We start from the raw sequence: 24684 nt of genomic DNA, 5'->3' as shown, positions 1-24684 counted from the left end.
CATCATGAAGAAAATCCTTGCAGGAATTGTGATCTTTGGGCTTTTACTGATTACCTTCTTTTATGTGTTCAGCCGGACAAGTGACATCTTCGATGAAAATCGAGCAGAGAAATTATTGCTTTCACCGACGAACCAGTCCATTTCTTATGAAATAGATGATAAAGATACAACTGAGGATCTAATTGAACAATTAAACAAAGGGAAACAAACAAGCAGCCATCTCAAAAAGAATGTAAAGAAGCCAGATTATATCGCCAAGGTCATGTTCGGACGGACAAATGGTACTTCTTTTCAGCTATGGACCAACCGCTCTCAAGTTGTTTTTTTAGTAGACGGCACCTATTATGAATTAAATCAAAAACAGTCAAATTCCTTTCGAAAACAGGTACAAGAAGCGATTCAAAAAGGAGCCTCTTCATAAGAGACTCCCTAGATTGTTGACAAAGGGATAAAATGAACTTGATTTTATCCCCTTGTCTTCTTTTCAGCGTGATAGAAAACCTTTGCAGTCTAGGAGGCGCGGAGCGAATGTGACATTCGTGAGCACCAGCACACAGGACTGACAAAGAATGCGAGGGTTTGTCTACACACGACGCTAAGGAGCCTCTTCATAAGAAGAGACTCTTTTTTTATTTACTTGTTTCTGCTTGGTACTTATCCTTTAGCGCTCTTCTTAAAATTTTACCAGTCGTGTTTTTTGGAATATCATCAATGAAATGGATCGTTTGGGGCTGCTTATATTTCGCCAAATAGCGTGAACAATGTGTGATGATGTCTTCTTGATTGATGTGAGCATGTTTCTTAGGGGAAATGTAGCAGACAACAGCCTCTCCTGTGTTTGGATCGGGCACACCGATGACAACGGCTTCTGCTACAGCTTCATGTTGATAAAGCACTTCTTCTACTTCTCTTGGATAGACATTATACCCGCCAACGAGAATCATGTCCTTTTTTCGATCGACGATATAAATATATCCGTCTTCATCTCTTCTCGCCAAATCTCCTGTGTACAGCCAGCCATCTTTCAGTGCTGCTTCTGTGTCTTCTGGCATTTGATAATAGCCTTTCATAATGTTTGGCCCTTTTGCAATCAATTCTCCGACTTCGTTTGGTCCAACTTCCTCTCCAAGTTCATTCACGATCTTATTTTTCACATTCATAATATCAGTTCCGACTGAACCTGGTTTTCTCTTTCCATCAAGGGGATTGAATGCCGTCACTGGGGAAGCCTCTGACAATCCATAGCCCTCTAACACCGTGACACCGAACTTTTCTTCAAAACCGTGAAGTAAAGCAACAGGCATGGACGCACCGCCTGATATACAAATCCTCACCGACTTCATCGCTTCCTCATGACCGTCCTGACGATATAAATAGTTATACATGGTTGGAACACCAACAAATAGCGTTGGTTTTTCTTTCTCCATCATTCGTAAAAGCTCTGATGGGCTGAAATGCGGCAGGACATAGATGGTCGCTCCATGAATCAAAGGGGCATTCATACAGACGGTCAAACAAAACACATGGAACATCGGCAATGCAGCAATCACCTTGTCCTTCTCATCAATTGACAGGTACTCTGCAATGTCTCTTGCATTTGAATATAGGTTAACATGAGAGAGCATTGCCCCTTTTGGCTTTCCTGTTGTGCCAGATGTAAATAAAATAACGGCCGTATCGTCAGGTTGGATGACAGGATGCTCAGTTTCCGGCGCATCTCCAGACACAAGCTTTCCGAAGAAAACAAGACGATCAGATACTTCTTTTAAACTTGACCTGCACGCAGATTCATTTTGTGCACAAATAATGACTCGTTCAATAGCTGGAAGCTGTTCATACACCTGCTCGTATATCGGCAGAAGCTGATCCGGTGCAACAATCCCTTTTACATCACCAGTGACCAGCATATAGCCGATTTCACTTGGCGTATATGTTGGATTGACAGGTACAACAACAAGTCCTGCCTTTAATGCACCAAAAAATGAAATCACAAATTGCGGTGAATTTCCTAAAATCAGCGCGATATGATCTCCCACTTGAAACCCTTCGCTCACTAAACCATCTGCAAAACGTTCGATACTTGTCATCAGTTCTTGATAGGTCCACTTGTTCCCTTCAAAGATCAGTGCGACGTTCTCTCCCTTGGTCATCGCAGTCTGCTCAAGATTTTTGATCAAATCCATTCTCCCACCCCTTATACTTCATCAATGAATGAATAGCCATTCATTTTATGACCAAACATTCCTCCTTTCTATTATAATAGACAATCGAAAAAATTCACAAGATCAAATGTAAACCGCTTTCATCCCTTTCATTAGAAAAAGCACCGCTATCTCTAGCCGTGCTTGTCCTTGCTTAATAAATCAAATCCAGAAAATCTTCTTTTGATACGTTACCAAAATAATGGCGCATATCCATGTCTTCTAATACATCACTAATGGTTTTGCGATCATATTGCTGCCCGATGAGTCGTTTCTCAATATCAGCAATATCCCCTACACCGAAGAAGTCACCAAAAATTTTGCAGTCTTGAATGATGCCTTTTTTCACTTCTAATCGAAGATCAATCGATCCAGCTGGAAAACGCTTAGAGTGCTGCAAGTTAAACTTAGGTGAACGGCCGTAGTTCCATTCCCATTTTTGGTATCGATCACGAGAAATCTCATGAATCTTCTCCCAATCCTTTTCTGTCAGCTGATACTCAGGCACGTCTCCGTTCGTGTCAAAAATATAGCTTAAAAGAATTTTTCTAAATTCTTCTGTTGTCATCTTTTGATCCATCAGTTCACTAATATTCGCAACCCTGCTTCTAATGGATTTAATGCCTTTTGATTCGATCTTTTCTTTCTTCACATTTAATGCCGAGACAACATGTTCGATTTCTGAATCAAATAATAGGGTGCCATGACTGAAGATACGTCCTCGTGTAGCAAATTGAGCATTCCCCGAAATTTTACGCCCATCTGCCATGATGTCATTTCTGCCGCTTAATTCCGCTTTGACGCCAAGCTTTTCAAGCGCTTTGATGACTGGCTCGGTGAATTTTTTAAAGTTATGAAAGCTGTCCCCATCGTCTTTTGTAATAAAACTGAAGTTCAAGTTTCCTTTGTCATGGTAAACTGCACCACCGCCAGATAACCTGCGAACGACTTTGATGCCATTGTCTTCCACATATTTTGTATTGATTTCTTCTATTGTATTTTGGTTCTTTCCAATAATAATGGATGGCTGGTTGATGTAAAACAGCAAATACGTTTCTTCTGGATCTAAATATTTTAAGCAATACTCTTCAATTGCTAAATTAATCATTGGGTCATAATGTTGCTCGTTATCGATAAACAGCATCTCTATCTTCCTTCCTTGTTCCATCTAAGCCCTGATTGGGCAAGCTGTATATTGCCAGTATATAACGCCTGTGCTTCATTGACTAGGTCTTTATGCCGACCGAAATGAGGCAGATGGGTGATGATAAGCTCTCCAACATTTGCTTCACTTGCCAGCTTCCCTACTTCAGTACTGTTCATATGTCCTGCACCCGATCCGTCTTGTCCAGCGTAAAAGTTGCTTTCGGCAATAAGTAAGTCTACATCCTTGCTAAAAGGGATAAATGCATCTTGATAGCTGGAATCAGCTGTATACACCACCACAGCCTCATTTGCTTGAATTCTCATCGCATAGCATTCTGCCGGATGAACCGTTTTCAAAAAATCAATTTGAAATGGTCCGATTTGAATGCCCTCTTCCGGGTGATAAGGTTTTGTCTTTGTATGTACATCATCAGAGAGCCGCTGAAATGCTGCTTGATCCCCGGTATGTCCGTAGATCGTCAGCGGACCACTGCTTTTTCCTAAATGATAACCCACTAGCTTCGCATATTGGAGAGGTCCGATATCTGCAATATGATCGTGATGATAATGAGAAAGGAGTACAGCATCTAGTTCTTCTATATCAATGTATTGCTGAAGCTTTGACAGAACTCCGCTCCCGCAGTCGACAAGCAGACGAAAACCATCTGATTCAAAAAGATAACCTGATGTGGCTTCACCAGCTGCTGGAAATCCTCCGTAGCAGCCAATCACGGTTAATTTCATCGTCATATTTCCTCCTTTTCAAAAAATCCCCTTCTTACAATATACCCATTTTTCATAAAAAAAGCATTCTTCTTGCCTATTGTTACAAAACAGATTGACAATTATCAATCTGTTATAATACAATGATAGCAATAAAACGTATTGGAGGATGACAAATGCTAGGAAAAATCACTGAGTTTTTTAGAAATTTGCCTTCAAAAAAATGCACAAAATGTGGAAATGATTTAATGGAACAGCACGAGTGTTACGGTAATGAATGTGAGGAATGCTCACAAGTAAGTTATCTTAAATAAGGAAATAAATAGAACGAAAAGGCACTTTTTTCCTCCTTCGTCAGTTGGAGTCAAAAGTGCTTTTTATTTTTTCTGAAAAATAGGTAAAAAGGTAAAACCCTTGGTACAGAAGGGTTTTTTAGTATTTTCATATGATGACTTTTAGTTCGGAAGGCACTTTTTATTGACTTAAAACAACGAAGGGGGTTCGAAGTGTCCATTTTTTCAAATAATTTTGTATTTTCTTAATATAATTTAATCGTGGACGAACCTCTTTAATTTTAGTTATACTTTAATTCATATATTAAAACTTAATATAATGGGAATATTCCTTTAATGAATATGTTAGGGAGGAAATCTATGAAAAAATTAAAATTTGGATTAGCAACTCAAATCCTAATCGGTCTTATTCTCGGTGTCGTGGTTGGTGCGATCTTTTTCGGTAACCCTGGTGTTGAGACATATTTAAAACCAATTGGAGACTTCTTCTTACGACTCATTAAGATGATTGTCATTCCGATTGTCGTATCTAGCTTAATTTTAGGTGTTGCAGGTGCGGGTGATGGTAAAAAAGTAGGGAAGCTTGGTTTTAGAACCATTCTTTATTTTGAAATTATCACAACGTTTGCGATCATCCTTGGTCTTGTGCTTGCGAACTTTGTTCAACCAGGTGCAGGCGTTGACTTTGGACATACAGAAAAACAGGATATTAGCCAGTATGTTGAAACGGAAAAAGAACAAAGCAGTAAATCAGTTGCTGATACGTTCCTTCATATCGTTCCGACGAACTTCTTCCAATCATTGGCGGAAGGTGATTTGCTTGCGATTATTTTCTTCACTGTATTATTCGCACTTGGCGTTTCAGCGATTGGTGAACGCGGCAAACCAGTGCTCGCCTTCTTTGAAGGTGTGTCACATGCGATGTTCCATGTCGTCAATGTTGTGATGAAAGCTGCACCATTTGGTGTGTTCGCGCTCATTGGTGTGACAGTATCAAAATTTGGTCTTGAATCTCTTGTTTCATTAGGTAAGCTCGTAGGTCTTGTTTATTTTGCGCTCGCTCTCTTCCTTATCGTTGTATTCGGAATTATTGGAAAGATGATTGGCGTCAATATTTTCAGATTTCTTGCTTACATGAAAGACGAAATGCTTCTCGCCTTTAGTACATCCAGCTCTGAAACAGTTTTACCGAGAGTCATGGATAAAATGGAGCGCATCGGGTGTCCAAAAGGAATTGTTTCTTTTGTTATCCCAATTGGTTATACGTTTAATCTGGACGGCTCCGTCTTGTATCAAGCCATTGCGGCGCTTTTCTTAGCGCAGGTATATGGCATTGACCTCACGATCGTACAGCAGCTCACACTAATCCTTGTATTGATGGTGACATCAAAAGGAATGGCTGCCGTTCCTGGTACATCCTTTGTTGTATTACTTGCAACACTTGGAACGATCGGTGTTCCTGCTGAAGGTCTAGCCTTTATTGCAGGTGTTGATCGTATCATGGATATGGCAAGAACCGTTGTCAACTTAACTGGTAATGCACTTGCAGCTGTCGTGATGTCTAAATGGGAAGGGCAATATGACCCTGAAAAAGGACACCGCGTGATGACTGGACAAGATGTACCTGAGCCAACACAACTTTCAAGCTAATCAAAAAGAACCCCGCAATCGGGGTTCTTTTTTTATACTGTGATTAATTTGCTTTGAACATAGTGGTACAGAAGATTGGCTGTATGAATCAATGAGTCTTCATGGGTTCTTTCAAAGGCATGCGAAGAGTCAATGCCAGGTCCAATCAGTCCATGAATGATATCATGCCCTGCTCGAATCGCTGCTGACGCATCTGAACCATAATAAGGGTATATATCAAGGCGGTAATCGATCTTATTTGCCTCAGCTAATGCGGCTAAATGTTTGCGCAGACCATAGTGATAAGGACCGCTAGAATCCTTCACACATATTGACACACTGTATTCATCAGTTGATTGACCGTCACCGATGGCTCCCATATCAACAGCCAAATATTCCACCGTTTCTTCCGGGATATTCGAGTTCCCACCGTATCCGATTTCTTCATTATTTGAAATTAAGAAATGTGTCGTATGCGGCAATGTGATGTTCTCTGTTTGAATGCGGTGAATCAATCTCAGCAACAACGCCACACTTGCCTTATCATCAAGGTGTCTTGATTTAATAAAACCTGAAGACGTCACTTCCACTCTAGGATCAAATGAGATAAAGTCTCCTACTTGAATGCCGAGTGCTTGCACATCGTCTGCATTTTTCACTTTCTCATCTAAGCGAATCTCCATATTTTCTTGATTTCGCTTCGCTTTTCCAGCATCCTCATATACGTGAACGGACGTTTGATGCATCAGAATGGTACCTGTGTATGTACGGCCTGTTACTGTTTCAATTTCACAATACTCGCCTTCTATCGAGTTATATTGAAAGCCTCCAATGAGTGCAAGACGCAGCCGGCCATTTGATTTAATTTCTTTGACCATCGCACCGAGCGTATCGACATGTGCTGTCAGCATGCGGTGTTCCTTGTCATCTGTTCCTTTTAGGGTGGCAATTAATCCGCCTTTTCGATTTCGCTTCGTTTCAATATTTAAATCTTGTAAAAAACGTTCGACAAAGCCAATCACTTTCTCTGTATTTCCTGATGGACTTGGGATCGACACAAGCTTTTGAATAAGCTGAATCGTTTCATTTACTTCCGTTGTCATTCGGCATATCCTCCTTCATCTAAAAGAAATTCTTTCCAAGCATGCCTTTTTTCAGCATCCTTCTTAAAATATATCGCTTCGGGTTCCTGATGTCTAATTTCTAATAGAAAAACCTTTCTCATGAAAGAGAAAGGTTTTTTTGATTATGCTTCTTCTTGTTTCATTTTTCTTATGTTCCAAGCAAAGTATGCTGTTGTTGCAGCCATCATGATGATGGCTACTGTTCCAAGAATCGCTGCTTGGTGCCATAAATAACTGTTATCACCGCTTGCAATGATCGTTCTAAATCCGTTGATGGTATACGTCATTGGAAGCAGACTGTGAATAACTTGGAAGAATTTTGGTACAAGCTCAAGCGGGAATGTACCCGCACTTGCTGCAAGCTGAAGAACCAAGATAATGACGGCAATAAAGCGTCCTGGGTTCCCCATCGTCGTCGCAAGAAGCTGAATGATCGCTAGGAATGTCAGACTGACGATGATCGCAAAGAGATAGAAGCGCCAGAGGCTTTCCACTTCAAGTCCAAGTCCAAAGATCAGCATGGAGCTTGCAATCACTGCCTGCAAGATACCGACTAAGAGAAGCACACTATATTTGCTGACAAACCATTCAAACGCATTTCTAGGGCGTCCTGCAGGATCTTTCATTGGGAATACAACAGTCAGCATAAGAGCTCCAACAAAGAGTCCCATTGATAAAATATATGGTGTGAGCCCTGTTCCATAGTTATCAATTTTTTTCGCTGTATCATTCTCTGTTTTGACTGGGCTTGCAATCATATTGTAGTTGTCCTGCCCCGCATCAATGTCTCCTGTTTCATCTGCAGCGCTTTTTAGCTTATCAGAAAGCTTTCCAGTTCCACTTTTTAAGTCACCTAATCCTTTATCAAGGGATTTTGACCCTTCAGCCAGTTTAGATGAGTTGCTTTGGATACTCGCTGATCCACTTTCTAGTTTATTCAATGCTGCACTAAGCTGGCTTGAACCATTTGCCAGTTTATCCGCACCACTTTTCGCTGTATCAAGCTTTCCATTTGCTGTTTGCAGGCCATCTTGTAATTTCCCTTGGCCCGTTTGAAGCTTCAGTGCACCTTGATACAATTTATTCGTACCAGATGTCATTTGATCAATCGCATTTTGTATGGCGACTGTCGATGTATACAGCTGTTCTGTTTTCTCTGGCAGCTGCTTGACTTGCTGTAGCTGTGCTTTTGCAGATGCAACCGCAGACTGAACTTCACTTGCGTCAGGCAGTTCCTGCAGCGCCGCTAAGCTTTGCTCAAGACCAGACAAATCAGGCAGTTCGATTGTAGGAAGACTGTCTAGCTGGTCCATTGCCTCCTTTTTCTCTTCATCTGTCATCGAGCTGTTTTGAATAATACTTTTTACTTTTGCATCTCGATTAGATAATGCTTCTTTTAAAGAAGCAAGTTTGGTACTGAACGTTTTTGCATCTTCTTTCACCTGATCAATCTTAGGCGCCATCTTTTCAAGGTTCGCTAATTCAGGTGAAGACAATACTTTCTCAACAGCAGCGATTTTTTCTGAAAATGACTGTGCTTTATTGTTCAGCTGCTCAATGCCTGCTGTGAATTGCGGCATTTTAGAAGAAAGCTGCTCATGTCCTTCACGGCTTGTGTTTAACCCTTCGGTCAATGTATCAATTCCTGTGCCAAGTTCACCAAATTTCTGATCAATCGTTTGATAGCCTGTTAAGAGCTGACCAAGACCGCTATCAAGAGATTGAATTCCAGTGTTCAGTTCACCCATTTTTCCTGCAAACTGATGAACACCTTCGCTATACGTTAACGTTCCTTCTGCCAATTTCGCCAGATTGTCTTTTAACTTTTGGCTACCGTCTTTTGCGCTTTTTGTTCCGTAATCAATTTTCTTCGCTCCATCGCTTGCTTGATCTAATCCTTTTGCAATCGTTTTGAAGTTATCAAAGATGACCTCTGCATAATTTTCTGTGACTTCCTTTGAAACCGAATCTTTTAATTTGATAATGGCGTTATTCGCAATTTGAGACGCAGCATAGTTTGCGCCTGGATTCGTATAATATTTCAGATTCGATTTTTTCGGATGTTTGTCTAGTACTGTACTCGCATTTTTCGAGAAATCTTTCGGAATCTCGACGACGAGATAATAGTCTTCGTTATTTAACCCCTTGATGGCCTTTTCTTCACTATCAACAAAATGCCATTTAAAACTATCGTTTTTCTTCAATTCCTTCACTAAATCATCGCCCACTTGAAGGGTTTTGCCGTCATAATGACTGCCTTCATCCAAGTTGACAACCGCTACAGGTAATTGATCAACTGTACCATATGGATCCCAGTAAGCTTTTAAAAATACACCACTATAAATCAGTGGAATAAATAAGACAGCTAAAATCGGGATCAGTAGTTTTTTGCTCGTCACAATGTCTTTCCATTGATTCCGAATTAAATTCATTGCTGTTTTCCTCCCATTGATGAATGACTAAATTAAGAATTCGGTCATTTGAACTCAAAAAAAATTATGTTGTTGCAGACAGTCCTTTTAGTACATAAAGCTCGAGCGATTCAGCGACCTCTTCTTTTGTTAAAGGCTCATATCGCTTTTCCCAGTCAAAAATAAGTGCAATATATAGTTTCACCATCACAAATGCCGTCAATTCAGGATCACAGGGCTTAATGTCGCCTTTTTCAATCGCTTCTTTTACTTTTGTTTTAATATAGCGAATGATCATCTGCTCCATTTTTTCAATCATTTCTTTCACTGCTGATGTGCCAAGCTCCGCATTTTCCTGAAAGATTTTAATTGTAAGCTGGTGGTTTTTTCGAAATTCTAATATTGCAAAGAGTGCTAAATGAAGGTTTTCTGAGAAACTATTCTTCTCATCTATTGCTTCATCTGCAATTTTCCTCATCTCCATTAACAGTGATGTGAAAATTTCATCGAACAGCTCTTCTTTGTTTTTGAAAAAAGTATAAATCGTTCCTTTTCCAACGTTGGCAAGCTTTGCTACAAGGTCCATTGTCGTGGCTTTATACCCGAACTGGGTAAATGCCTTTGTTGCTCCATCTAAAATCATTTGTCTCCTATCAACACTCATGATCTCACTCCCAAAATGACTATTTGAACGTTTCGGTCATTAAGTACAGAAAGTAATATACCACATCCTTTTCCTCAGATGCAACAACTTTGTTCAATTTTATTATTCACCACTCTTTTCTAAACATACGAACATGAAAAACTCCCTTTCCATGACAGAAAAGGGAGTTTGTTTTTTATGAAAATAGATAAGATACAGCTTCTGAGATGGCAGCTTTCCCTTGATCAATACAATCAGGAATCCCAACACCTTCAAATGCAGCACCCGTGATATAAATACCAGGATATGATTGCTTAAACGTTTCTCGCATCGTCGAAATCTGTTTTTGATGACCCACATGATATTGCGGCATGCTTGTTTTCCAGCGAGTCACTGTCGTCAGCTCTGGATCTGCTTTAATATCCATGATTTTCTTCAAATCCTCCAGCACGATGCTCACGATTTGATGATCAGACTGTTCGACAATTGATTCATCGCCAGCTTTCCCAACGTATGCACGGAGCAATGTTTTTCCTTTAGGTGCAGTGTGAGGCCATTTCTTATTTGTCCACGTACATGCTGTAATGGAGAAATCACTATTTCTTGAGATGACAAAACCAGTACCATCATATTCATTGTGAACATCCTCTTCTTTAAATCCGAGTGCAACTGTTGCAACAGAAGTCGATGTCATGTCATGCAAGTATTCAAGCCCTGCTTCTTTTGGAAACATGGAATAGATCGATTGGTGAGGAGTTGTCACAATGGCAGAATCTGCAAAAAGCGTTTGACCGCTGTCTAATTGAACGCCATAGCCTCCCTCGGCTTTTTCGATCTGGGTCACTTTTGTCCCTTTGTAAATCTTCGTCAGCTTGAGTTTACTTTCGACCGCTTCAACAAGTGCTTGCAGCCCTTGATTGATTGTCTGGAACTGTCCTTGCTTTTTCGCTGTCACTTGTTGCGCTTTTGCATGCTGCTGTGATTTTTTCATCCCAAGAATCAAACTGCGATGCTTCTGTTCTGTTTGATAGAACTGCGGGAAGGTAGACATTAAGCTCAGGCGATCAATGTCACCAGCATAAATGCCTGATAGTAGCGGTTCAATTAAATTCTCCACCACTTCATCACCCACACGTCTTCTAAAAAATTCCCCCAGAGACTGATCTTCTGTCTGTTTGCTTTTTGGCAAAACGAAATCCATCGCTGCACGTGCTTTTCCGGCAACTGAAAAAAGCCCAGTTGTAATGAAAGGACTGATTTGAGTTGGAATGCCCATGACAGCCCCCTTTGGCATCGGATGAAGGGTTTCATTGACTAATACATACGCTTGCCCTGTTTCATTATTGACGAGCTGATCAGATAGGCCAACATCTTTTGCCAGCTGGGGTCCACTAACCTTTCTTTCTAAAAATGAATCGGGTCCACGTTCAATGATATAACCGTCTTTATATAATGTTTGAATTTTTCCACCTAGCCTAGGACTCGCTTCAATAAGAGATATTTGGATAGGAAGGCCTTTTTCTTCAATTTCCTTTTCCAAATAGAAGGCGGCGGCCAAACCCGTGATGCCACCGCCAATGATGACAAGGTGTTTTTGATTGTCATGCATAGGATCGCCTTCTTTTATATGATTACTTGCTTTCATTAAGCTTCTTTAATACGACTGCTGCCAGTGCATCAATAAATGCTGGTTTCGCATTTGGCATTTCTGGACGATAGTAGGCTGCACCAATTTCATCCGTGACGACTTTACATTCATAATCATTGTCGTATAACACTTCAAGGTGATCAGCGACAAATCCAACAGGCACGTATACAAATGTTTTATAGCCTTTTTGCTCAAATAGGTCACGCGTGAGATCCTGTACGTCTGGTCCAAGCCATGGATCAGGCGTATTGCCTTCACTTTGCCAGCCAATTTCATAATGCTCAATTCCTGCACCTTCAGCAATCATTTTTGCAGATTGTGCAAGCTGATCAGGGTATGGGTCCCCTGCTGCAATAATTTTTTCAGGAAGACTATGTGCAGACACAATCAGCACTGCTGAATCTCTTTCTTCCTGACTCATGGATGCATACGTCTCTTTCACTTGTTTCACCCAATAGTCCACAAACTTCGGTTCATCGTACCAGCTTTCAACAGAAGTAATGTTCAGATGGCCAAGCTTTTCTGCTTCATCTTGTGCACGTTTGTTATACGATTTCACACTAAATGTGGAGAAGTGCGGTGCAAGGACAATACTCACCGCTTCTGTGATGCCATCTCGGTGCATGTCAGCGACTGCATCTTCAATGAAAGGCTCAATATGTTTTAACCCAATGTATACATGAAATTCAATCTCGTCTTGGATCTCATTCAAATGTTCACACAAACCATTTGCCTGCTGTTCTGTAATTTTTGATAAAGGAGAAATGCCGCCAATTGCCTTGTAGCGGTCCTTTAAATCTTGCAGCATCTCCGGCTCTGGCTTTCTGCCTCTACGGATATGTGTATAGTAACGTTCAATGTCTTCTTCTTTATATGGGGTGCCATATGCCATGACAAGTAGCCCCATTTTCTTTTTCTCCACAACCAACACTCCTTCAGATCATTTGAAATCATTTAGATGGATGTCTTTTTATGTTTAGCTGAATAATCGTGAATAAAATCTGTCAGCTTCTTTAACGTGTCTGGTGAGACATCAGGAAATACCCCGTGACCTAAGTTAAAGATGAATTGATCTGATTTCATCCCTTGATCTAAAATCGCTGCTGCTCTTTCTTCAATCACTTCCCAAGGAGAAAGTAAAATCGTTGGATCAAGGTTTCCTTGTAACGTTTTTGTTAAGCCTTCTTTTCGCGCTTCGTCTATACTCATACGCCAATCCAGTCCAACGACATCAAGCGGCAAGTCATGCCAATCTTTGGCCAGATGGCTCGCACCGACACCATACATAATCATTGGTACGTTTTCAGACTTCAGCTCTGTGAAAATACGCTGCATGACAGGCTTAATGAACGTCCGGTAATCTGCTGCATTTAAAGCGCCAACCCAAGAGTCGAAGATTTGAAATGCTCGGACGCCTGCTTTTACCTGAGCGCGTATGTATGTGATCGTCATATCGGCTAATTTATTCATCAAAAGCATCCATGTCTCTGGCTCACTGTACATGAGCGCCTTTGTTTTATGATAATTTTTAGATGGACCGCCTTCGATCATATAGCTTGCCATCGTAAAAGGTGCACCTGCGAAACCAATCAGCGGAACATTCAACTGCTCCTCTGTTAACAGCTTGATCGTATCAAGCACATACGGCAGGTCTTCTTCAGGATGAAGCTCTCCAAGACGCTGGATATCTGCCTTTGTCCGAATAGGCGAGTCAATCACTGGTCCAATTCCATTTTTAATTTCAACATCCACTCCAATAGCTGGAAGCGGAGTCATAATATCTTTATATAAAATAGCGGCATCTACACCATATTGTTCTACAGGAAGTCTTGTTACGTAAGCACATAGCTCTGGCTGATGCGTAATTTCAAATAGCCCGTATTTTTCTTTAAGGGCACGATATTCAGGCTGCGAGCGTCCTGCCTGTCTCATATACCAAACCGGTACATGGTCTGTTTTTTCCCCTTTGCACGCCTTTAAGAACGTGTCATTAAAAGCCTTCGTTTTTCCCATTACCTTTCATTCCACCTTTCGCCTCACACTCTCTTTGTATAAGGCTCAAACACTGCTTTTACTATACCGCTTTTTCAAGGCTCGGTATACTAAAGCGGCTCAATGTTCAAAAAATCGCCGAATATTAACGTCCAAAAGCCTCTGGCTTGATATAAGCACTGCCTTCGCCTTCTTCTTGTGTTTGAGTATTGTATGGAACAACCTTATATTGCGCATCTGAAAACACATTTGCATACGGCATTGTGTAGCTGTTAGTTCCTGTTACAGAATCGATCAGGGTCTCGCTTCCATTTCTTTTTTCATAAATACGATATTCAACGCGTTTGTCTTCCTGTTCATCCCATGACAGCTCCAATGTAAAGAGCCCTTTGATTTTAAATGCATAACGTGCTTCAAAGCCTGACAGTCCTTCTAAATGGATTGGCGATTGAAGTTCTTTAATTCCCTCTGGTTTTTGGAAGGTTTCATTGGTTATTTGGGCTGTCGTTAAAATATCTTTCATTAACTGCACTGGATACTGACTGCCGCCAGTTAAATAATGACTGTTATCCGTTTTGTCATACCCCATCCAGATTGCCCCTGTTGTACTAGGCGTGTAGCCAGCAAACCAAGCATCTTTCGTTGCCCCTTTGACACCGGAATACGTAGTTGTCCCTGTTTTACCAGCCAAATCTCCAGCGTATGATCCACTCTGAGCGGTTCCGCCTTTGACGACCTGTTGAAGCATTCTTGTCATATTCCAAGCATTTTGTACGCTAAACACTCGTTCTTCTTTGTTTCGATTTTTTTCAACGGTTTCTCCATCATCATTCGTGATTTTCTGAATGAAGAACGGCTTTTTATAAACGCCTTCATTTGCAAATGTATGAAATGCTCCAGCTATCTGCAATGGAGAAACCCCTTTTTCTAGACCACCAAGCGCTATGGCAAGTCCTTTATCCGAAATATCCATCCCCATTTTCTCAAGATAGGATTTAGACGTATCGATGCCAAGCTGGCTTAACGTCCATACGGCAGATGTATTTTTACTTTTCATGAGAGCCTCTACCATCGTGACCCTGCCCTCGTACTGTCCATCGTAGTTCTTTGGAGAATAGCCGTCATAGCTTTTTTCCTTGTCCTCAAGCAGTGAATACGGTCTGAATTTTTTCTCCTGCATCGCTGGACCATATACTGCGATCGGCTTAAAGACAGAACCAGGCTGTCTAACAGCTGTGACTCTGTTATAGCCTCTTGCCTGATATTCTCGTCCGCCTATTGCTGCTTTTACACCACCAGATGCGTTGTCAATAAACACAGCGCTGCCTTCAGGTGACCCGCTTTTTCCCGGGAAATAACGATTGTTTTTCATTGCATCATAGGCAACTTTTTGCAAATTCATATCGATTGGTACCGTAATGGTATAGCCGCCTTGAAGCAATTGTTCATGCGAAATCGAATACTGTGATTCTGCTTCTTTAATCATGAGATCTACATAACTGTCCACCCAAGGGGTTTCTGATTTCTTTTTTAAATGAATACCAAGTGTTCTTCCTTTTGCTTCAACTGTTTCTGTAGAAGACAAATATCCTTGTTCATTCATTAAATTCAGGATGGTATCCCGTCTTTGTTTATTTTTATCTGGGTGTAGAACAGGGGAATACGTTGAAGGTGCCTTTGGCATGGCAGCAAGTGTAGCTCCTTCACTGACAGTGAGATCTTTTACATCTTTACTAAAATAGTAATTGGCTGCTGCTTGGATCCCATAGACGCCATGACCAAAGTAAAGCTGATTCAAATACATTTCAAGCAGCTTGTCCTTTGAATAATCTCTTTCTAAATTGATCGCAATAATGACTTCTTTTGTTTTTCGAAGAAACGTTTTATCATTTGTGAGAAAGATATTTTTGGCGAGCTGCTGGGTGATGGTACTGCCGCCTTCTACCTTTCCACCTGCTAATATATCTCGATAAACCGCCCTTGAAATCGATTGTGCATCAATTCCGTGGTGCTCATAAAAGCGCTTGTCCTCTACAGCAACAAAAGCTTTCGCCACTTTATCTGGGACCTCTTTTAATGACACAGGGTCCCGATTTTCTGAATACATGCTTGTGAGTTCTTTTCCATTCTGATCAATGATTTTCGAGGAAGCGTGAAAAACGAGCTTCTTCTCATCTATGACATAATGTCCTAAAAATAAAATGGTCAGATAGCCAATAAATGAAAGCACGATTGTACTTCCTGCAATGACTAATGGAATGATTATCTTCTTTTTCTTCAAATTAGGTCACCTCATTCCTTTATACGGATAGTATGGGATGTATTGCTTCATAATATGTTTTATGGATTGACTACCAAAGAATTATATATCATTCTTTTGTTATACTATCAAGCAGGAGGCGGTTTAGATGAATTTCTATATTACATATGGAACAGCAGACTTTTTGCAAAAAATCGCAAAAAAACATCATCTTGAAAATCTGCTTTATACGGTCGGTAAGGAACAAGCAGCTCTTTTTCATGAAACGGAGGGTGAGACAGTCTTTAAAGCACCCCATGCCTATGATGTGATTTATACAAAAGGTGAGCTCGTCCAATCTGGCTTTGTCACGCTGAATCATATCCCTGTAAAGCTCGAAAGCAGAGCACTTTTTGAATCCACCTTTCAGAAAAAAACAAACATGTCAGAACACCAGCGCGGCTTTCAGGCGCTTCGTGTGTTAAGACCAAAAAAGGATGAAGAAGTATACTTGATATTGACCCTTTGGGAATCTGAAGACTTATTTCAAGACTTTCAAGAGTCAGAAGCATTCTTTCAGCCACACGAGGATACTGGCTCCATCTTCTCTCGTCCTGCCTATCTGACATCCTATCATGCCGTCATAGACCATTAAGGAAGTGCTGCTTTTCGCACTTCTTTTTTTCATAAAAAAAAGCCCTTCTGCTGGGCTTTCAACACTTATCTCTAAGCTCGTACCGATGAATGATTGGCTGAAGTACATAAAAATTCAGCAAGATCCACCCTAATAAGATTGGCCATTTGAGCATAGGTGAAGCACCTTTCATCTGAATAAGTAGTACCAACAGTGGAATCAAACAAATCATCAAAAAGCTCATCTTCGAAACGAACGTTTCTTTGATTTGATGCCGGCAGCTTGGACAAAGCATCATTCTCGTATGCGATAAATGAAATTTTTCGACGAAAGAAAATGCTTTTGAACAATTTGGACAGCTTCCCAATGCCACTCCCCCTTTTTCAAGCTTCATACTTAACCTTCGACTTTTATGTAAAATGACCTTTTCTGTCATTCTCGACATCCTCTTCTGTTGAAAGATTCTAACAATTACCATACAATCAGTAAAAGAGCCTAAAGGAGGTTTTCGGATCAATGACAGTATCCACTTTACACAAAAGGATCAATGAACGTCTTGATGAACATTATGAGGAAATGGTTGAAATTAGACGCCATCTCCATATGAATCCAGAACTTTCTTTTCAGGAAGAGGAAACCGCTGCTTACATCGCTCAATATTATGACAGATTACATATCCCAACACGCACACATGTAGGCGGACATGGTGTACTCGCTTTTATTGAAGGAGCTTCCCCTGGACCGACCATTGCACTGAGAGCTGATTTTGATGCACTTCCCATTCATGATGAAAAGGATGTACCTTACCGTTCAACAAAACCTGGCGTCATGCACGCATGCGGTCACGATGGCCACACAGCAACACTTCTCGTCTTAGCGAAGATCTTACATGAGCACCGAGATCAATTAAAAGGAAAAATCGTCCTCATTCATCAACACGCTGAAGAATATGCCCCCGGCGGTGCGAAACCAATGATTGAAGATGGCTGTTTAGACGGTGTTGACGTCATTTTCGGCACCCACCTTTGGTCCTCAGAGCCATGCGGCACTGTTCTTTATAAAAGCGGGAACTTTATGGCAGCGGCCGATCGTTTCTCTATTCAAGTGCAAGGTAAAGGCGGACATGGCGCACAGCCGCACCTGACGAAAGATGCCGTACTCATCGGTTCACAAATTGTAGCCAATCTTCAGCAGGTCGTGGCCCGTAAAGTCAACCCGATTGATTCTGCGGTGGTATCTGTAGGGGGATTTGTCGCTGAAAATGCCTTTAACGTCATTGCAGATTCGGCCGTGCTAACAGGTACTGCACGTTCCTTTGAAGAGAGTGCACGCCATATCATTGAACGTGAAATTGAGCAGGTGGTGAAAGGTGTCTGCCACATGCACGATGCCTCTTATACTTATGAATATGTAAGAGGCTATCCTGCAGTCAAAAATCACCCTGCACCAACTGAATATATAGCAGAAATAGCCAAACAGACAGAAGGAGTCACAGAAGTAAAAGAAGCCGAAACCCAAATGGGCGGAGAAGACTTTGCTTACTACCTTCAGCATGTTCCTGGTACTTTCTTCTACACAGGCGCTATGCCAAAAAACAGCCAAGATGTGTATCCACATCACCATCCGAAATTTGATATTAACGAAAACGCAATGCCTGTCGCAGCAAAGGTACTCGCTCATGCCGTCCTTTCCTACGATGAATAAAAAAAAGCCGCTGCCACCAGCGGCTTTTCTATTTCGATTCTTTCAACACTCTCAAGTGAAATACATGGCGTGCGACTTCACCAAGCTGTCCTGTCAGCTGATGATTTGCCACCCCACCAACAGCGGCACCGACCACAGGCATTAATTGAAACAGCTTCACAAGGTCAATATAATCTCGATATTCCTGCTGAAAGCTATACCAATCCATTTCTTCCCGGGTTGTTTCCCATTCTTCAATGAGTTTCATCATTTTTTGACGGTGTGCACTGCTTGAAAAGGCGAGTTGAAAAATACAAAGCAAAAAGAGCCTTTCCTCTTTTTGAGACAAATCAAATCCATATATACAAGCAAGCTCATATAGACATTTCATTTTAATACTCAAAAGGAGAGGGAAATCCGCCATTCCGAGAAACAATCCACCCGCACCTGTGCCAATTCCTTCAATCGCAGCGGCCTTTTGATAATATGTCACCTTTTCCTTTGCCAGCTCATTTCGCTCTACAATAGACAATTGTTCATCAATGACTGTAAATGAAGTAAAATGGCTTCCTGATACGGTGGATTCAACCATTGTTTTCACCGCACTTGTGATGACTTGATGAAATCGAGCAGGGATTCGGCGATTCACTTGCTGCTGAACGCCTTTTGAAAACCGCTCGATCTTGGATGGTTTTCTTAAAAAACGCATTTGAAAAAAAATGGCCTCTTCATACAGTTCCCGTTCAGCTGCATTCATCCCAGTTCCCTCCTTGGTGACATCATACACACGCTGTAAAAAATGCTTATCTCATCTTTTTTAATCTGCTTTGTACGTAAGGCTTGAATAGGACAAGCACAAATACCAATGAAATGAGAAGAGCAAGTCCGCTTCCCTTCCATCCACCTGCTGGGAAAACGGCGGAGCTCAGTACAATTGACTGGATGATGAGTACATTTCGTACGAGAATAAAAAAGCTTCGATCTTTTTCTTGCTGAGACACAGGATAAAGTGCCTGTAACGACAGATGAGCAAAATGCTTTGTTAACGGGACAAGCTGTACACCTGTGATAAAGACTGTAAACAAGACAAGTAATGCCCCCACCCAGCCTGCTGCACCTGTATACAAGAGGATGAGCACAAACACGACCGTTAACCTAAACACAAGACCAAAATAGTCATTTGAACGTAAAAACGCCCTCACATACATATAAGAAAAAGCTTTACGCTGTTCATAAGGGACAAACTGCAAGACCCAGTCCATATACGCCCTTCTTTTCACTTGTTTCTTTAAATGAGGGACATCCGTAAATAAGTTTGCCAAGCGGTAAAAACGCTGTTTTCGTTTTAGCTCATCAGAAATATGCAATTCCCATTGAAAGGGCTGTTTTTTTACTGCATTTGTTAGATAAATGAGATAGACAGCATATAAAAGATAAAAAACAATGGCAATGGCATAAGCTGCTTGTAAAACGGTATACATTAACATTGTATTGAGCAGAAAACGAATCACTGCATCAATCCATCTGACATGTTTCCCTTGAAAATAAGTGATTCTCCATTGAATCGCTGTATTCAGACCTTTTATTAAGATCATTTGCGCCAAAATGAGCACATATAGCATCAGATCGCCTGAGGAGACAGCCGAATATAGCGGAAGTGCAATAATGGACACGGCAATCAAAGGAAATAACTGAGAAATGAAGCTAAAGTTAAACGCTTGTTTTAAATAAGGGTCCATCTTAGCTTCCAAAGGAAGCATAAACACAAGATCTGCCTCTTTGATCAACGTTCGCACGTAAGAACTAGTCAGTACCAATGAGAAAACAACTGCCATGACCCAATAGGATGGGAAGTGAGCTGGAATATGCTTCAGCCAATTACTGTACCAGCTCGCCCCGCCTGCAAGGAAAAAAATGAGCACAATCACAAGATGATCGTTGAACATATATTTTAAATATTTTCTTGTTTCTTGTACGTGTTCTTCTAATCGTGATTTCCAAATGGTTTGCGTTGTTTTACTCATAGCTTTCTTCCTTTGTTAATTCCAAATAAAGATCATCGAGTGTCGCATCTCTCATGTTGAACTGTTCTCTTAGTTCTGTCAGTGTTCCTTTCGCTCTAATTTCCCCTTCATGCAAAATAATAAAGGAATCACAATAACGTTCCGCTGTGGCTAAAATATGCGTAGACATCAGAACACTTGCGCCATTTTGTTTCGCCGCATTCATACGTTCTAATAGTGCGTTGATCGCAAGCGGATCAAGCCCTAAAAACGGCTCATCGATAATATACAACTCTGGCTCCACAAGAAACGCACACATAATCATCACCTTTTGCTTCATCCCTTTAGAAAAATGAGCAGGGAACCATTTCAATCGCTTCTCCATTCGGAATTCCTTCAGCAAAGACGGCAGACGTTCTTCTAATTGTTCTTTTGAAAGGCCGTAAGCCATCGCTGTCAGCTCTAAATGCTCTTTTAACGTTAATTCTTCATATAAGACAGGTGTCTCTGGAATAAACGTAAATTGTGAACGATACGCCTCTTGATCTTCTTGAAGGGTTCGTCCGTTTAGCTCAATGACCCCTTTATGAGGTTTCATTAATCCAATAATATGACGAATGGTTGTACTTTTTCCCGCCCCGTTTAAGCCAATGAGACCAACGATTTGGTTTCTTTCTAATTCAAATGAAATATTTTTCAGAACGGGATTCTTTGTATATCCACCCGTTACATCTTTTACAGTTAGAAGGGACATCAGTTCGTTCCTTTCTTTCTTTTTTCCTTTATAGTACCAAAAACGAAAGACAATTTGAAATGTTTACCTATAGACAACTCATGAATAAAACATCGGCATACTGGTCATCATAATGTATGTAGAAGAAATGAACTTGATGACCAATACGTAAATGAGGTGTTTGTTAAAGGCAATAACCGCATGACAAATTGGTTTTTCATCTAAAAACCTTAGCTTCTGTTTTGCTTCACTGATTCTTGATTTTTGTGTCCTATACAAATATGTATACGACGAACCAAAACGTCAAATGAGGTGTTTACGGCAGAAATAGCAGGCATATGAATTCTTTATTTCAGTAAATAGAGAATTCAAAAGGCATATCAAATGAAAGCATCAGCATTTCTTCTGCAGGAGCAGGATGAGCGACCAAAGGAGTTCGCTTGTCCTGTTTTCTTTTTTGCTTCTTTTTGTGATACGATAAAGGAAAAATAATGAGGAGTGACATGGCGTGAGCGACTGCATTTTTTGCAAGATCATTGATGGAGACATTCCATGTGCAAAAGTATATGAAGACGAGCATGTATTGGCTTTTCTTGATATCAGCCAAGTAACAAAAGGACATACCCTTGTAATCCCGAAAATACATAAAGAAAACATTTATGACATGACACCAGAAGTGTCTAATCATTACTTCCAAGCGATTCCAAAAATCGCTAGAGCCATCAAACAGGAATTTGAACCAATTGGTTTAAACCTTCTAAACAACAACGGTGAAAAAGCCGGGCAATCTGTGTTCCATTACCATATGCACATCATTCCACGTTATGGCAAAGGCGACGGCTTTGGTGCCGTATGGAAATCTCACCAAGATCAATATACATCAGAGGATTTAAAAGACATTTCTTCTGCCATCCGTACGCGCCTTACCTCATCTTAATTGATGAGGTTTTTCTTTTTTTCACTTCTTTTCTGTGCTTATCCTCTGAATCGTAAGATATTTAGGACGATTCAAATTTTTTGTCCAAATGCTTCAAATTTGTGATAGGATGGTTTTATCTTTTGATCCATTAACGCGAGAAATAGGGAGAGATTGTGATGAAGCGAACGACGAATTTTAATGCTGGTCCGGCGGCGCTGCCGCTAGAAGTGCTTCAAAAAGCACAGGAAGAACTTGTTGATTTTAAACAAACCGGGATGTCTGTGATGGAACTTTCTCATCGCAGCGGTGAGTATGAAGAAGTCCACAATAAAGCGAAAGCACTCTTGGTAGAATTGATGGACATTCCAGAAGATTATGAGGTCCTCTTTTTACAAGGCGGGGCAAGTCTTCAATTTGCAATGATTCCGATGAACTTCTTACATGAAGGCGAAACGGCTCATTTCATCCAAACAGGTGCTTGGTCAGAGAAAGCCTTGTCAGAAGCAAATGGGTTTGGTGAAACATCAGTGTTTGCCTCAAGTGAAGACGACAACTATTCGTATATTCCAGATGTAGATGCTTCCGTTTTAAATGACGGTGCTTACTTGCACATCACATCGAACAATACCATTTTCGGTACTCAGTGGAAAACGTTCCCGAACACGTCACTCCCGCTTATTGCCGACATGTCCAGTGATATTCTCAGCAAAAAAATAGACGTGTCTTCATTTGATTTCATTTATGCCGGGGCACAAAAAAACCTAGGGCCTTCTGGTATCACGATTGTGATCGCGCGCAAACGTTTATTAGAGAAAGAAAAAAGCGGCACACCTAAAATTTTAAAGTATTCAACACATGCCAAAGCCAATTCTCTTTATCACACACCACCGACTTTTGCGATTTATATGCTATCCCTTGTCCTGGAGCATGTGAAACAGGCGGGCGGTGTAGAAGCAGCAGAAAAACGCAATGAACAAAAAGCAGCGCTTCTGTATGATACGATTGATCAAAGCGGCGGTTTTTACAAAGGACATGCACGTGCTGACAGCCGTTCACATATGAATGTCACGTTTACCCTTCGTGATGATGCACTCACTGCATCCTTTGTGGAGAAAGCAAAACAAGAACAAATGGTTGGACTCGCCGGCCATCGTTCTGTTGGCGGATGCAGAGCCTCGATTTACAACGCCGTCTCTATAGAAGACTGCCAAAAGCTTGCGGACTTTATGAAAAAGTTCCAGCAAGAAAATGAGTAAAAAGGCTTTTCTATCGTGAAATAAATTTGTTATAATAACGAGAAATATAAAGTCATGACTCTTGCAATAAATGATCAGCCATATTATTGGAGAGTTCTAAGAGCTTAGCAGAGGAGAGCATAGAAATGAAAACAAAAGAATTAGTGATTATGTCATTGCTTGCAGCAATGGGAGCTGTTTTGCATACGATTTTCCCGCCCATCTTTTTCGGAATGAAACCTGATATGATGCTGGTCATGATGTTTTTAAGCATCATCCTTTTTCCGAAGGTACAGCATGTCATTGTGATCGCCCTAGTTACTGGGGTCATTTCCGCTTTGACAACAGGTTTTCCAGGCGGACAAATTCCCAATATGATTGATAAACCGGTGACAGCCTTTATCTTCTTAGCCCTTTTCTTATCTTGCCAGAAGATCAAGAACAAAGTCGTTCTGACCGCTGTACTCACCGCTGTTGGGACCGTCGTATCGGGCGTGATTTTCCTATCTGCCGCTTTACTGATTACTGGACTGCCGGCTGCGTTACCAGCACTTCTTGTAGGTGTTGTCCTGCCAGCAACTGTGATCAATACGATAGCTATGGTATTTGTCTTCCCGATTGCTCAGTCCATATTAAAGCGCGCAAGAATGATTGAAGTCGCTTAACGAATAACTGAACCTCTTCATTAGATGAAGAGGTTTTTTTCATGCTTTCATGCTTCTATAAAAGAAAAAGGGTAAGTAGCAAAATGGAGAGCGAAATCCCTGCACCTGCCGCACACACAATTGCTTTTTGTCTTAATACATGTTTTGGCGGATAAGACCCTGCATACCCAAGCTGCCTTACATAATGAATAGAACCACCTGCGAAAATCACACACATACACGTAAAAACGAACAGAAAGACAGACAACCTTCTCCCCTCCCTTTTCTTCAAAAGTATGCTAAAATAAAGCAAGCTATGTATGGAAGTTCAATGAAGCTGATCGTCAGCTCAGAGAGAACATGCGAATGTGTAAAATTTGACTAGAGGTGATTGGAATGGCTAGTGGACGTTCTTTATTAACAGGATTATTTGTAGGCGGTCTCCTCGGAGGTGCGGCAGTGCTCCTGACGACTCCCTCTTCTGGCAGAGATGTACGCGGAAAGATGAAAGACGGCTATGACAAATTCGAAGATACGCTGACAAGATTAAAAAGAGATGGACAAGCTTTAAAAGAGCAGATTGTTGAAACCGCAAAAGAAAGTGCTGAGGTCATTAAAGAGGTCGGAACTGAATTGCAAACATCCATTCAGCAATGGCGCGAGGAAATCAAACCTCATCAGCAGGACTTACAAAAGGAAATTCAGGAAATTGAGGAAAAGCTCAAACAACTGGAGAAAACCTTACAAAACTAATATACTCACAAAAAAATATTCGTTTACAAAA

23 protein-coding genes are annotated in these 24684 nt (G+C 41.0%); 9 read left to right on the top strand and 14 right to left on the bottom strand.

What is annotated here, in order from left to right; translation table 11 throughout:
- The first annotated feature begins 4 nt into the window (after nucleotides 1-4).
- Complete coding sequence (locus tag NST73_RS05195) at nucleotides 5-421, top strand: hypothetical protein (protein ID WP_007497192.1); 417 nt, start codon at nucleotides 5-7, stop codon at nucleotides 419-421.
- A gap of 208 nt (nucleotides 422-629) precedes the next feature.
- Here the strand turns inward: NST73_RS05195 and NST73_RS05190 are convergent, their stop codons facing one another.
- The 3 genes from NST73_RS05190 to NST73_RS05180 all read right to left on the bottom strand — a co-directional run bounded on the left by NST73_RS05190 (nucleotide 630) and on the right by NST73_RS05180 (nucleotide 4091).
- Complete coding sequence (locus NST73_RS05190; RefSeq protein ID WP_342473975.1) at nucleotides 630-2183, bottom strand: fatty acid--CoA ligase family protein; 1554 nt, start codon at nucleotides 2181-2183, stop codon at nucleotides 630-632.
- Nucleotides 2184-2355: 172 nt separating this feature from the next.
- Nucleotides 2356-3345 carry a lipoate--protein ligase gene (locus NST73_RS05185; RefSeq protein ID WP_008348846.1) on the bottom strand — a complete coding sequence of 330 codons (990 nt, stop codon included), beginning with the start codon at nucleotides 3343-3345 and terminating at the stop codon, nucleotides 2356-2358.
- Nucleotides 3346-3347: 2 nt separating this feature from the next.
- Nucleotides 3348-4091, bottom strand: a complete 744-nt coding sequence (locus NST73_RS05180; protein WP_201268119.1) for an MBL fold metallo-hydrolase — start codon at nucleotides 4089-4091, stop codon at nucleotides 3348-3350.
- Nucleotides 4092-4246: 155 nt separating this feature from the next.
- On the opposite strand from NST73_RS05180, the gene yhfH reads away from it, so the two are divergent.
- Nucleotides 4247-4384 (top strand): protein YhfH, encoded by a 138-nt coding sequence (yhfH, locus tag NST73_RS05175; RefSeq protein WP_008359029.1) that lies wholly within the window; start codon nucleotides 4247-4249, stop codon nucleotides 4382-4384.
- A 339-nt stretch (nucleotides 4385-4723) separates the two neighbouring features.
- Complete coding sequence (locus NST73_RS05170; RefSeq protein WP_008348850.1) at nucleotides 4724-6013, top strand: cation:dicarboxylase symporter family transporter; 1290 nt, start codon at nucleotides 4724-4726, stop codon at nucleotides 6011-6013.
- A gap of 32 nt (nucleotides 6014-6045) precedes the next feature.
- On the opposite strand, the gene NST73_RS05165 is transcribed toward NST73_RS05170, so the two are convergent.
- The 7 genes from NST73_RS05165 to NST73_RS05135 form a co-directional block, all read right to left on the bottom strand.
- Entirely contained in the window at nucleotides 6046-7095 is a 1050-nt protein-coding gene (locus NST73_RS05165; protein WP_024720001.1) for a M42 family metallopeptidase, read from the bottom strand.
- A 143-nt stretch (nucleotides 7096-7238) separates the two neighbouring features.
- Complete coding sequence (locus tag NST73_RS05160; protein WP_342499427.1) at nucleotides 7239-9548, bottom strand: YhgE/Pip domain-containing protein; 2310 nt, start codon at nucleotides 9546-9548, stop codon at nucleotides 7239-7241.
- Nucleotides 9549-9612: 64 nt separating this feature from the next.
- Entirely contained in the window at nucleotides 9613-10191 is a 579-nt protein-coding gene (locus NST73_RS05155; RefSeq protein ID WP_007497184.1) for a TetR/AcrR family transcriptional regulator, read from the bottom strand.
- A gap of 175 nt (nucleotides 10192-10366) precedes the next feature.
- Nucleotides 10367-11779, bottom strand: coding sequence for a protoporphyrinogen oxidase (hemY, locus tag NST73_RS05150; protein WP_008348859.1), 1413 nt, complete (start codon nucleotides 11777-11779; stop codon nucleotides 10367-10369).
- Nucleotides 11780-11801: 22 nt separating this feature from the next.
- The gene (gene hemH, locus NST73_RS05145; RefSeq protein WP_017366949.1) at nucleotides 11802-12740 is read right to left on the bottom strand and encodes a ferrochelatase; all 939 of its coding nucleotides are present in this window, start codon (nucleotides 12738-12740) and stop codon (nucleotides 11802-11804) included.
- 32 nt (nucleotides 12741-12772) lie between these two features.
- The gene (hemE, locus tag NST73_RS05140; protein ID WP_025207037.1) at nucleotides 12773-13831 is read right to left on the bottom strand and encodes a uroporphyrinogen decarboxylase; all 1059 of its coding nucleotides are present in this window, start codon (nucleotides 13829-13831) and stop codon (nucleotides 12773-12775) included.
- 124 nt (nucleotides 13832-13955) lie between these two features.
- Nucleotides 13956-16091, bottom strand: a complete 2136-nt coding sequence (locus tag NST73_RS05135; RefSeq protein WP_017360307.1) for a transglycosylase domain-containing protein — start codon at nucleotides 16089-16091, stop codon at nucleotides 13956-13958.
- Between the two features lie 127 nt (nucleotides 16092-16218).
- On the opposite strand from NST73_RS05135, the gene NST73_RS05130 reads away from it, so the two are divergent.
- A complete protein-coding gene (locus NST73_RS05130) occupies nucleotides 16219-16704 on the top strand; it encodes an antibiotic biosynthesis monooxygenase (RefSeq protein WP_007497177.1) in 486 nt (161 codons plus the stop codon).
- Between the two features lie 495 nt (nucleotides 16705-17199).
- Nucleotides 17200-18387 (top strand): M20 family metallopeptidase, encoded by a 1188-nt coding sequence (locus tag NST73_RS05125; protein ID WP_144678957.1) that lies wholly within the window; start codon nucleotides 17200-17202, stop codon nucleotides 18385-18387.
- A gap of 28 nt (nucleotides 18388-18415) precedes the next feature.
- On the opposite strand, the gene NST73_RS05120 is transcribed toward NST73_RS05125, so the two are convergent.
- The 3 genes from NST73_RS05120 to NST73_RS05110 are packed head-to-tail and all read right to left on the bottom strand — an operon-like array spanning nucleotide 18416 to nucleotide 21123.
- Nucleotides 18416-19123 (bottom strand): EcsC family protein, encoded by a 708-nt coding sequence (locus NST73_RS05120; RefSeq protein ID WP_024719995.1) that lies wholly within the window; start codon nucleotides 19121-19123, stop codon nucleotides 18416-18418.
- 46 nt (nucleotides 19124-19169) lie between these two features.
- Nucleotides 19170-20390, bottom strand: a complete 1221-nt coding sequence (locus tag NST73_RS05115) for an ABC transporter permease (protein WP_135009088.1) — start codon at nucleotides 20388-20390, stop codon at nucleotides 19170-19172.
- The gene (locus NST73_RS05110) at nucleotides 20383-21123 is read right to left on the bottom strand and encodes an ABC transporter ATP-binding protein (protein WP_008348877.1); all 741 of its coding nucleotides are present in this window, start codon (nucleotides 21121-21123) and stop codon (nucleotides 20383-20385) included. Before NST73_RS05110 ends, NST73_RS05115 begins: the two co-directional genes overlap by 8 nt.
- A gap of 487 nt (nucleotides 21124-21610) precedes the next feature.
- On the opposite strand from NST73_RS05110, the gene NST73_RS05105 reads away from it, so the two are divergent.
- The 3 genes from NST73_RS05105 (at nucleotide 21611) to NST73_RS05095 (ending at nucleotide 23921) form a co-directional block, all read left to right on the top strand.
- Nucleotides 21611-22039 (top strand): HIT family protein, encoded by a 429-nt coding sequence (locus tag NST73_RS05105; RefSeq protein ID WP_039167561.1) that lies wholly within the window; start codon nucleotides 21611-21613, stop codon nucleotides 22037-22039.
- 158 nt (nucleotides 22040-22197) lie between these two features.
- On the top strand, nucleotides 22198-23277 hold the full coding sequence (serC, locus tag NST73_RS05100; RefSeq protein ID WP_039167563.1) for a 3-phosphoserine/phosphohydroxythreonine transaminase: 1080 nt from the start codon (nucleotides 22198-22200) through the stop codon (nucleotides 23275-23277).
- 125 nt (nucleotides 23278-23402) lie between these two features.
- Entirely contained in the window at nucleotides 23403-23921 is a 519-nt protein-coding gene (locus tag NST73_RS05095; protein WP_342467919.1) for a tryptophan transporter, read from the top strand.
- 55 nt (nucleotides 23922-23976) lie between these two features.
- On the opposite strand, the gene NST73_RS05090 is transcribed toward NST73_RS05095, so the two are convergent.
- Entirely contained in the window at nucleotides 23977-24168 is a 192-nt protein-coding gene (locus NST73_RS05090; RefSeq protein ID WP_008348888.1) for a hypothetical protein, read from the bottom strand.
- 128 nt (nucleotides 24169-24296) lie between these two features.
- Here NST73_RS05090 and NST73_RS05085 point away from each other — a divergent pair, with 128 nt between their 5' ends.
- Nucleotides 24297-24653, top strand: coding sequence for a YtxH domain-containing protein (locus tag NST73_RS05085; protein ID WP_007497160.1), 357 nt, complete (start codon nucleotides 24297-24299; stop codon nucleotides 24651-24653).
- The last annotated feature ends 31 nt before the right edge of the window (nucleotides 24654-24684 follow it).

The organism is Bacillus sp. FSL W7-1034 (assembly GCF_038593365.1).
Taxonomy (GTDB): Bacteria; Bacillota; Bacilli; order Bacillales; family Bacillaceae; genus Bacillus; species Bacillus altitudinis.
This window is presented reverse-complemented; position numbering and strand designations above follow the sequence as displayed.

Coding starts and splice junctions, on each gene's coding strand:
- NST73_RS05195 (WP_007497192.1), top strand. CDS start 5: ATGAAGAAAATCCTTGCAGGAATTGTGATCTTTGGGCTTTTACTGATT.
- NST73_RS05190 (WP_342473975.1), bottom strand. CDS start 2,183: ATGGATTTGATCAAAAATCTTGAGCAGACTGCGATGACCAAGGGAGAG.
- NST73_RS05185 (WP_008348846.1), bottom strand. CDS start 3,345: ATGCTGTTTATCGATAACGAGCAACATTATGACCCAATGATTAATTTA.
- NST73_RS05180 (WP_201268119.1), bottom strand. CDS start 4,091: ATGAAATTAACCGTGATTGGCTGCTACGGAGGATTTCCAGCAGCTGGT.
- yhfH (WP_008359029.1), top strand. CDS start 4,247: ATGCTAGGAAAAATCACTGAGTTTTTTAGAAATTTGCCTTCAAAAAAA.
- NST73_RS05170 (WP_008348850.1), top strand. CDS start 4,724: ATGAAAAAATTAAAATTTGGATTAGCAACTCAAATCCTAATCGGTCTT.
- NST73_RS05165 (WP_024720001.1), bottom strand. CDS start 7,095: ATGACAACGGAAGTAAATGAAACGATTCAGCTTATTCAAAAGCTTGTG.
- NST73_RS05160 (WP_342499427.1), bottom strand. CDS start 9,548: ATGAATTTAATTCGGAATCAATGGAAAGACATTGTGACGAGCAAAAAA.
- NST73_RS05155 (WP_007497184.1), bottom strand. CDS start 10,191: ATGAGTGTTGATAGGAGACAAATGATTTTAGATGGAGCAACAAAGGCA.
- hemY (WP_008348859.1), bottom strand. CDS start 11,779: ATGCATGACAATCAAAAACACCTTGTCATCATTGGCGGTGGCATCACG.
- hemE (WP_025207037.1), bottom strand. CDS start 13,831: ATGGGAAAAACGAAGGCTTTTAATGACACGTTCTTAAAGGCGTGCAAA.
- NST73_RS05130 (WP_007497177.1), top strand. CDS start 16,219: ATGAATTTCTATATTACATATGGAACAGCAGACTTTTTGCAAAAAATC.
- NST73_RS05125 (WP_144678957.1), top strand. CDS start 17,200: ATGACAGTATCCACTTTACACAAAAGGATCAATGAACGTCTTGATGAA.
- NST73_RS05120 (WP_024719995.1), bottom strand. CDS start 19,123: ATGAATGCAGCTGAACGGGAACTGTATGAAGAGGCCATTTTTTTTCAA.
- NST73_RS05115 (WP_135009088.1), bottom strand. CDS start 20,390: ATGAGTAAAACAACGCAAACCATTTGGAAATCACGATTAGAAGAACAC.
- NST73_RS05110 (WP_008348877.1), bottom strand. CDS start 21,123: ATGTCCCTTCTAACTGTAAAAGATGTAACGGGTGGATATACAAAGAAT.
- serC (WP_039167563.1), top strand. CDS start 22,198: ATGAAGCGAACGACGAATTTTAATGCTGGTCCGGCGGCGCTGCCGCTA.
- NST73_RS05095 (WP_342467919.1), top strand. CDS start 23,403: ATGAAAACAAAAGAATTAGTGATTATGTCATTGCTTGCAGCAATGGGA.
- NST73_RS05085 (WP_007497160.1), top strand. CDS start 24,297: ATGGCTAGTGGACGTTCTTTATTAACAGGATTATTTGTAGGCGGTCTC.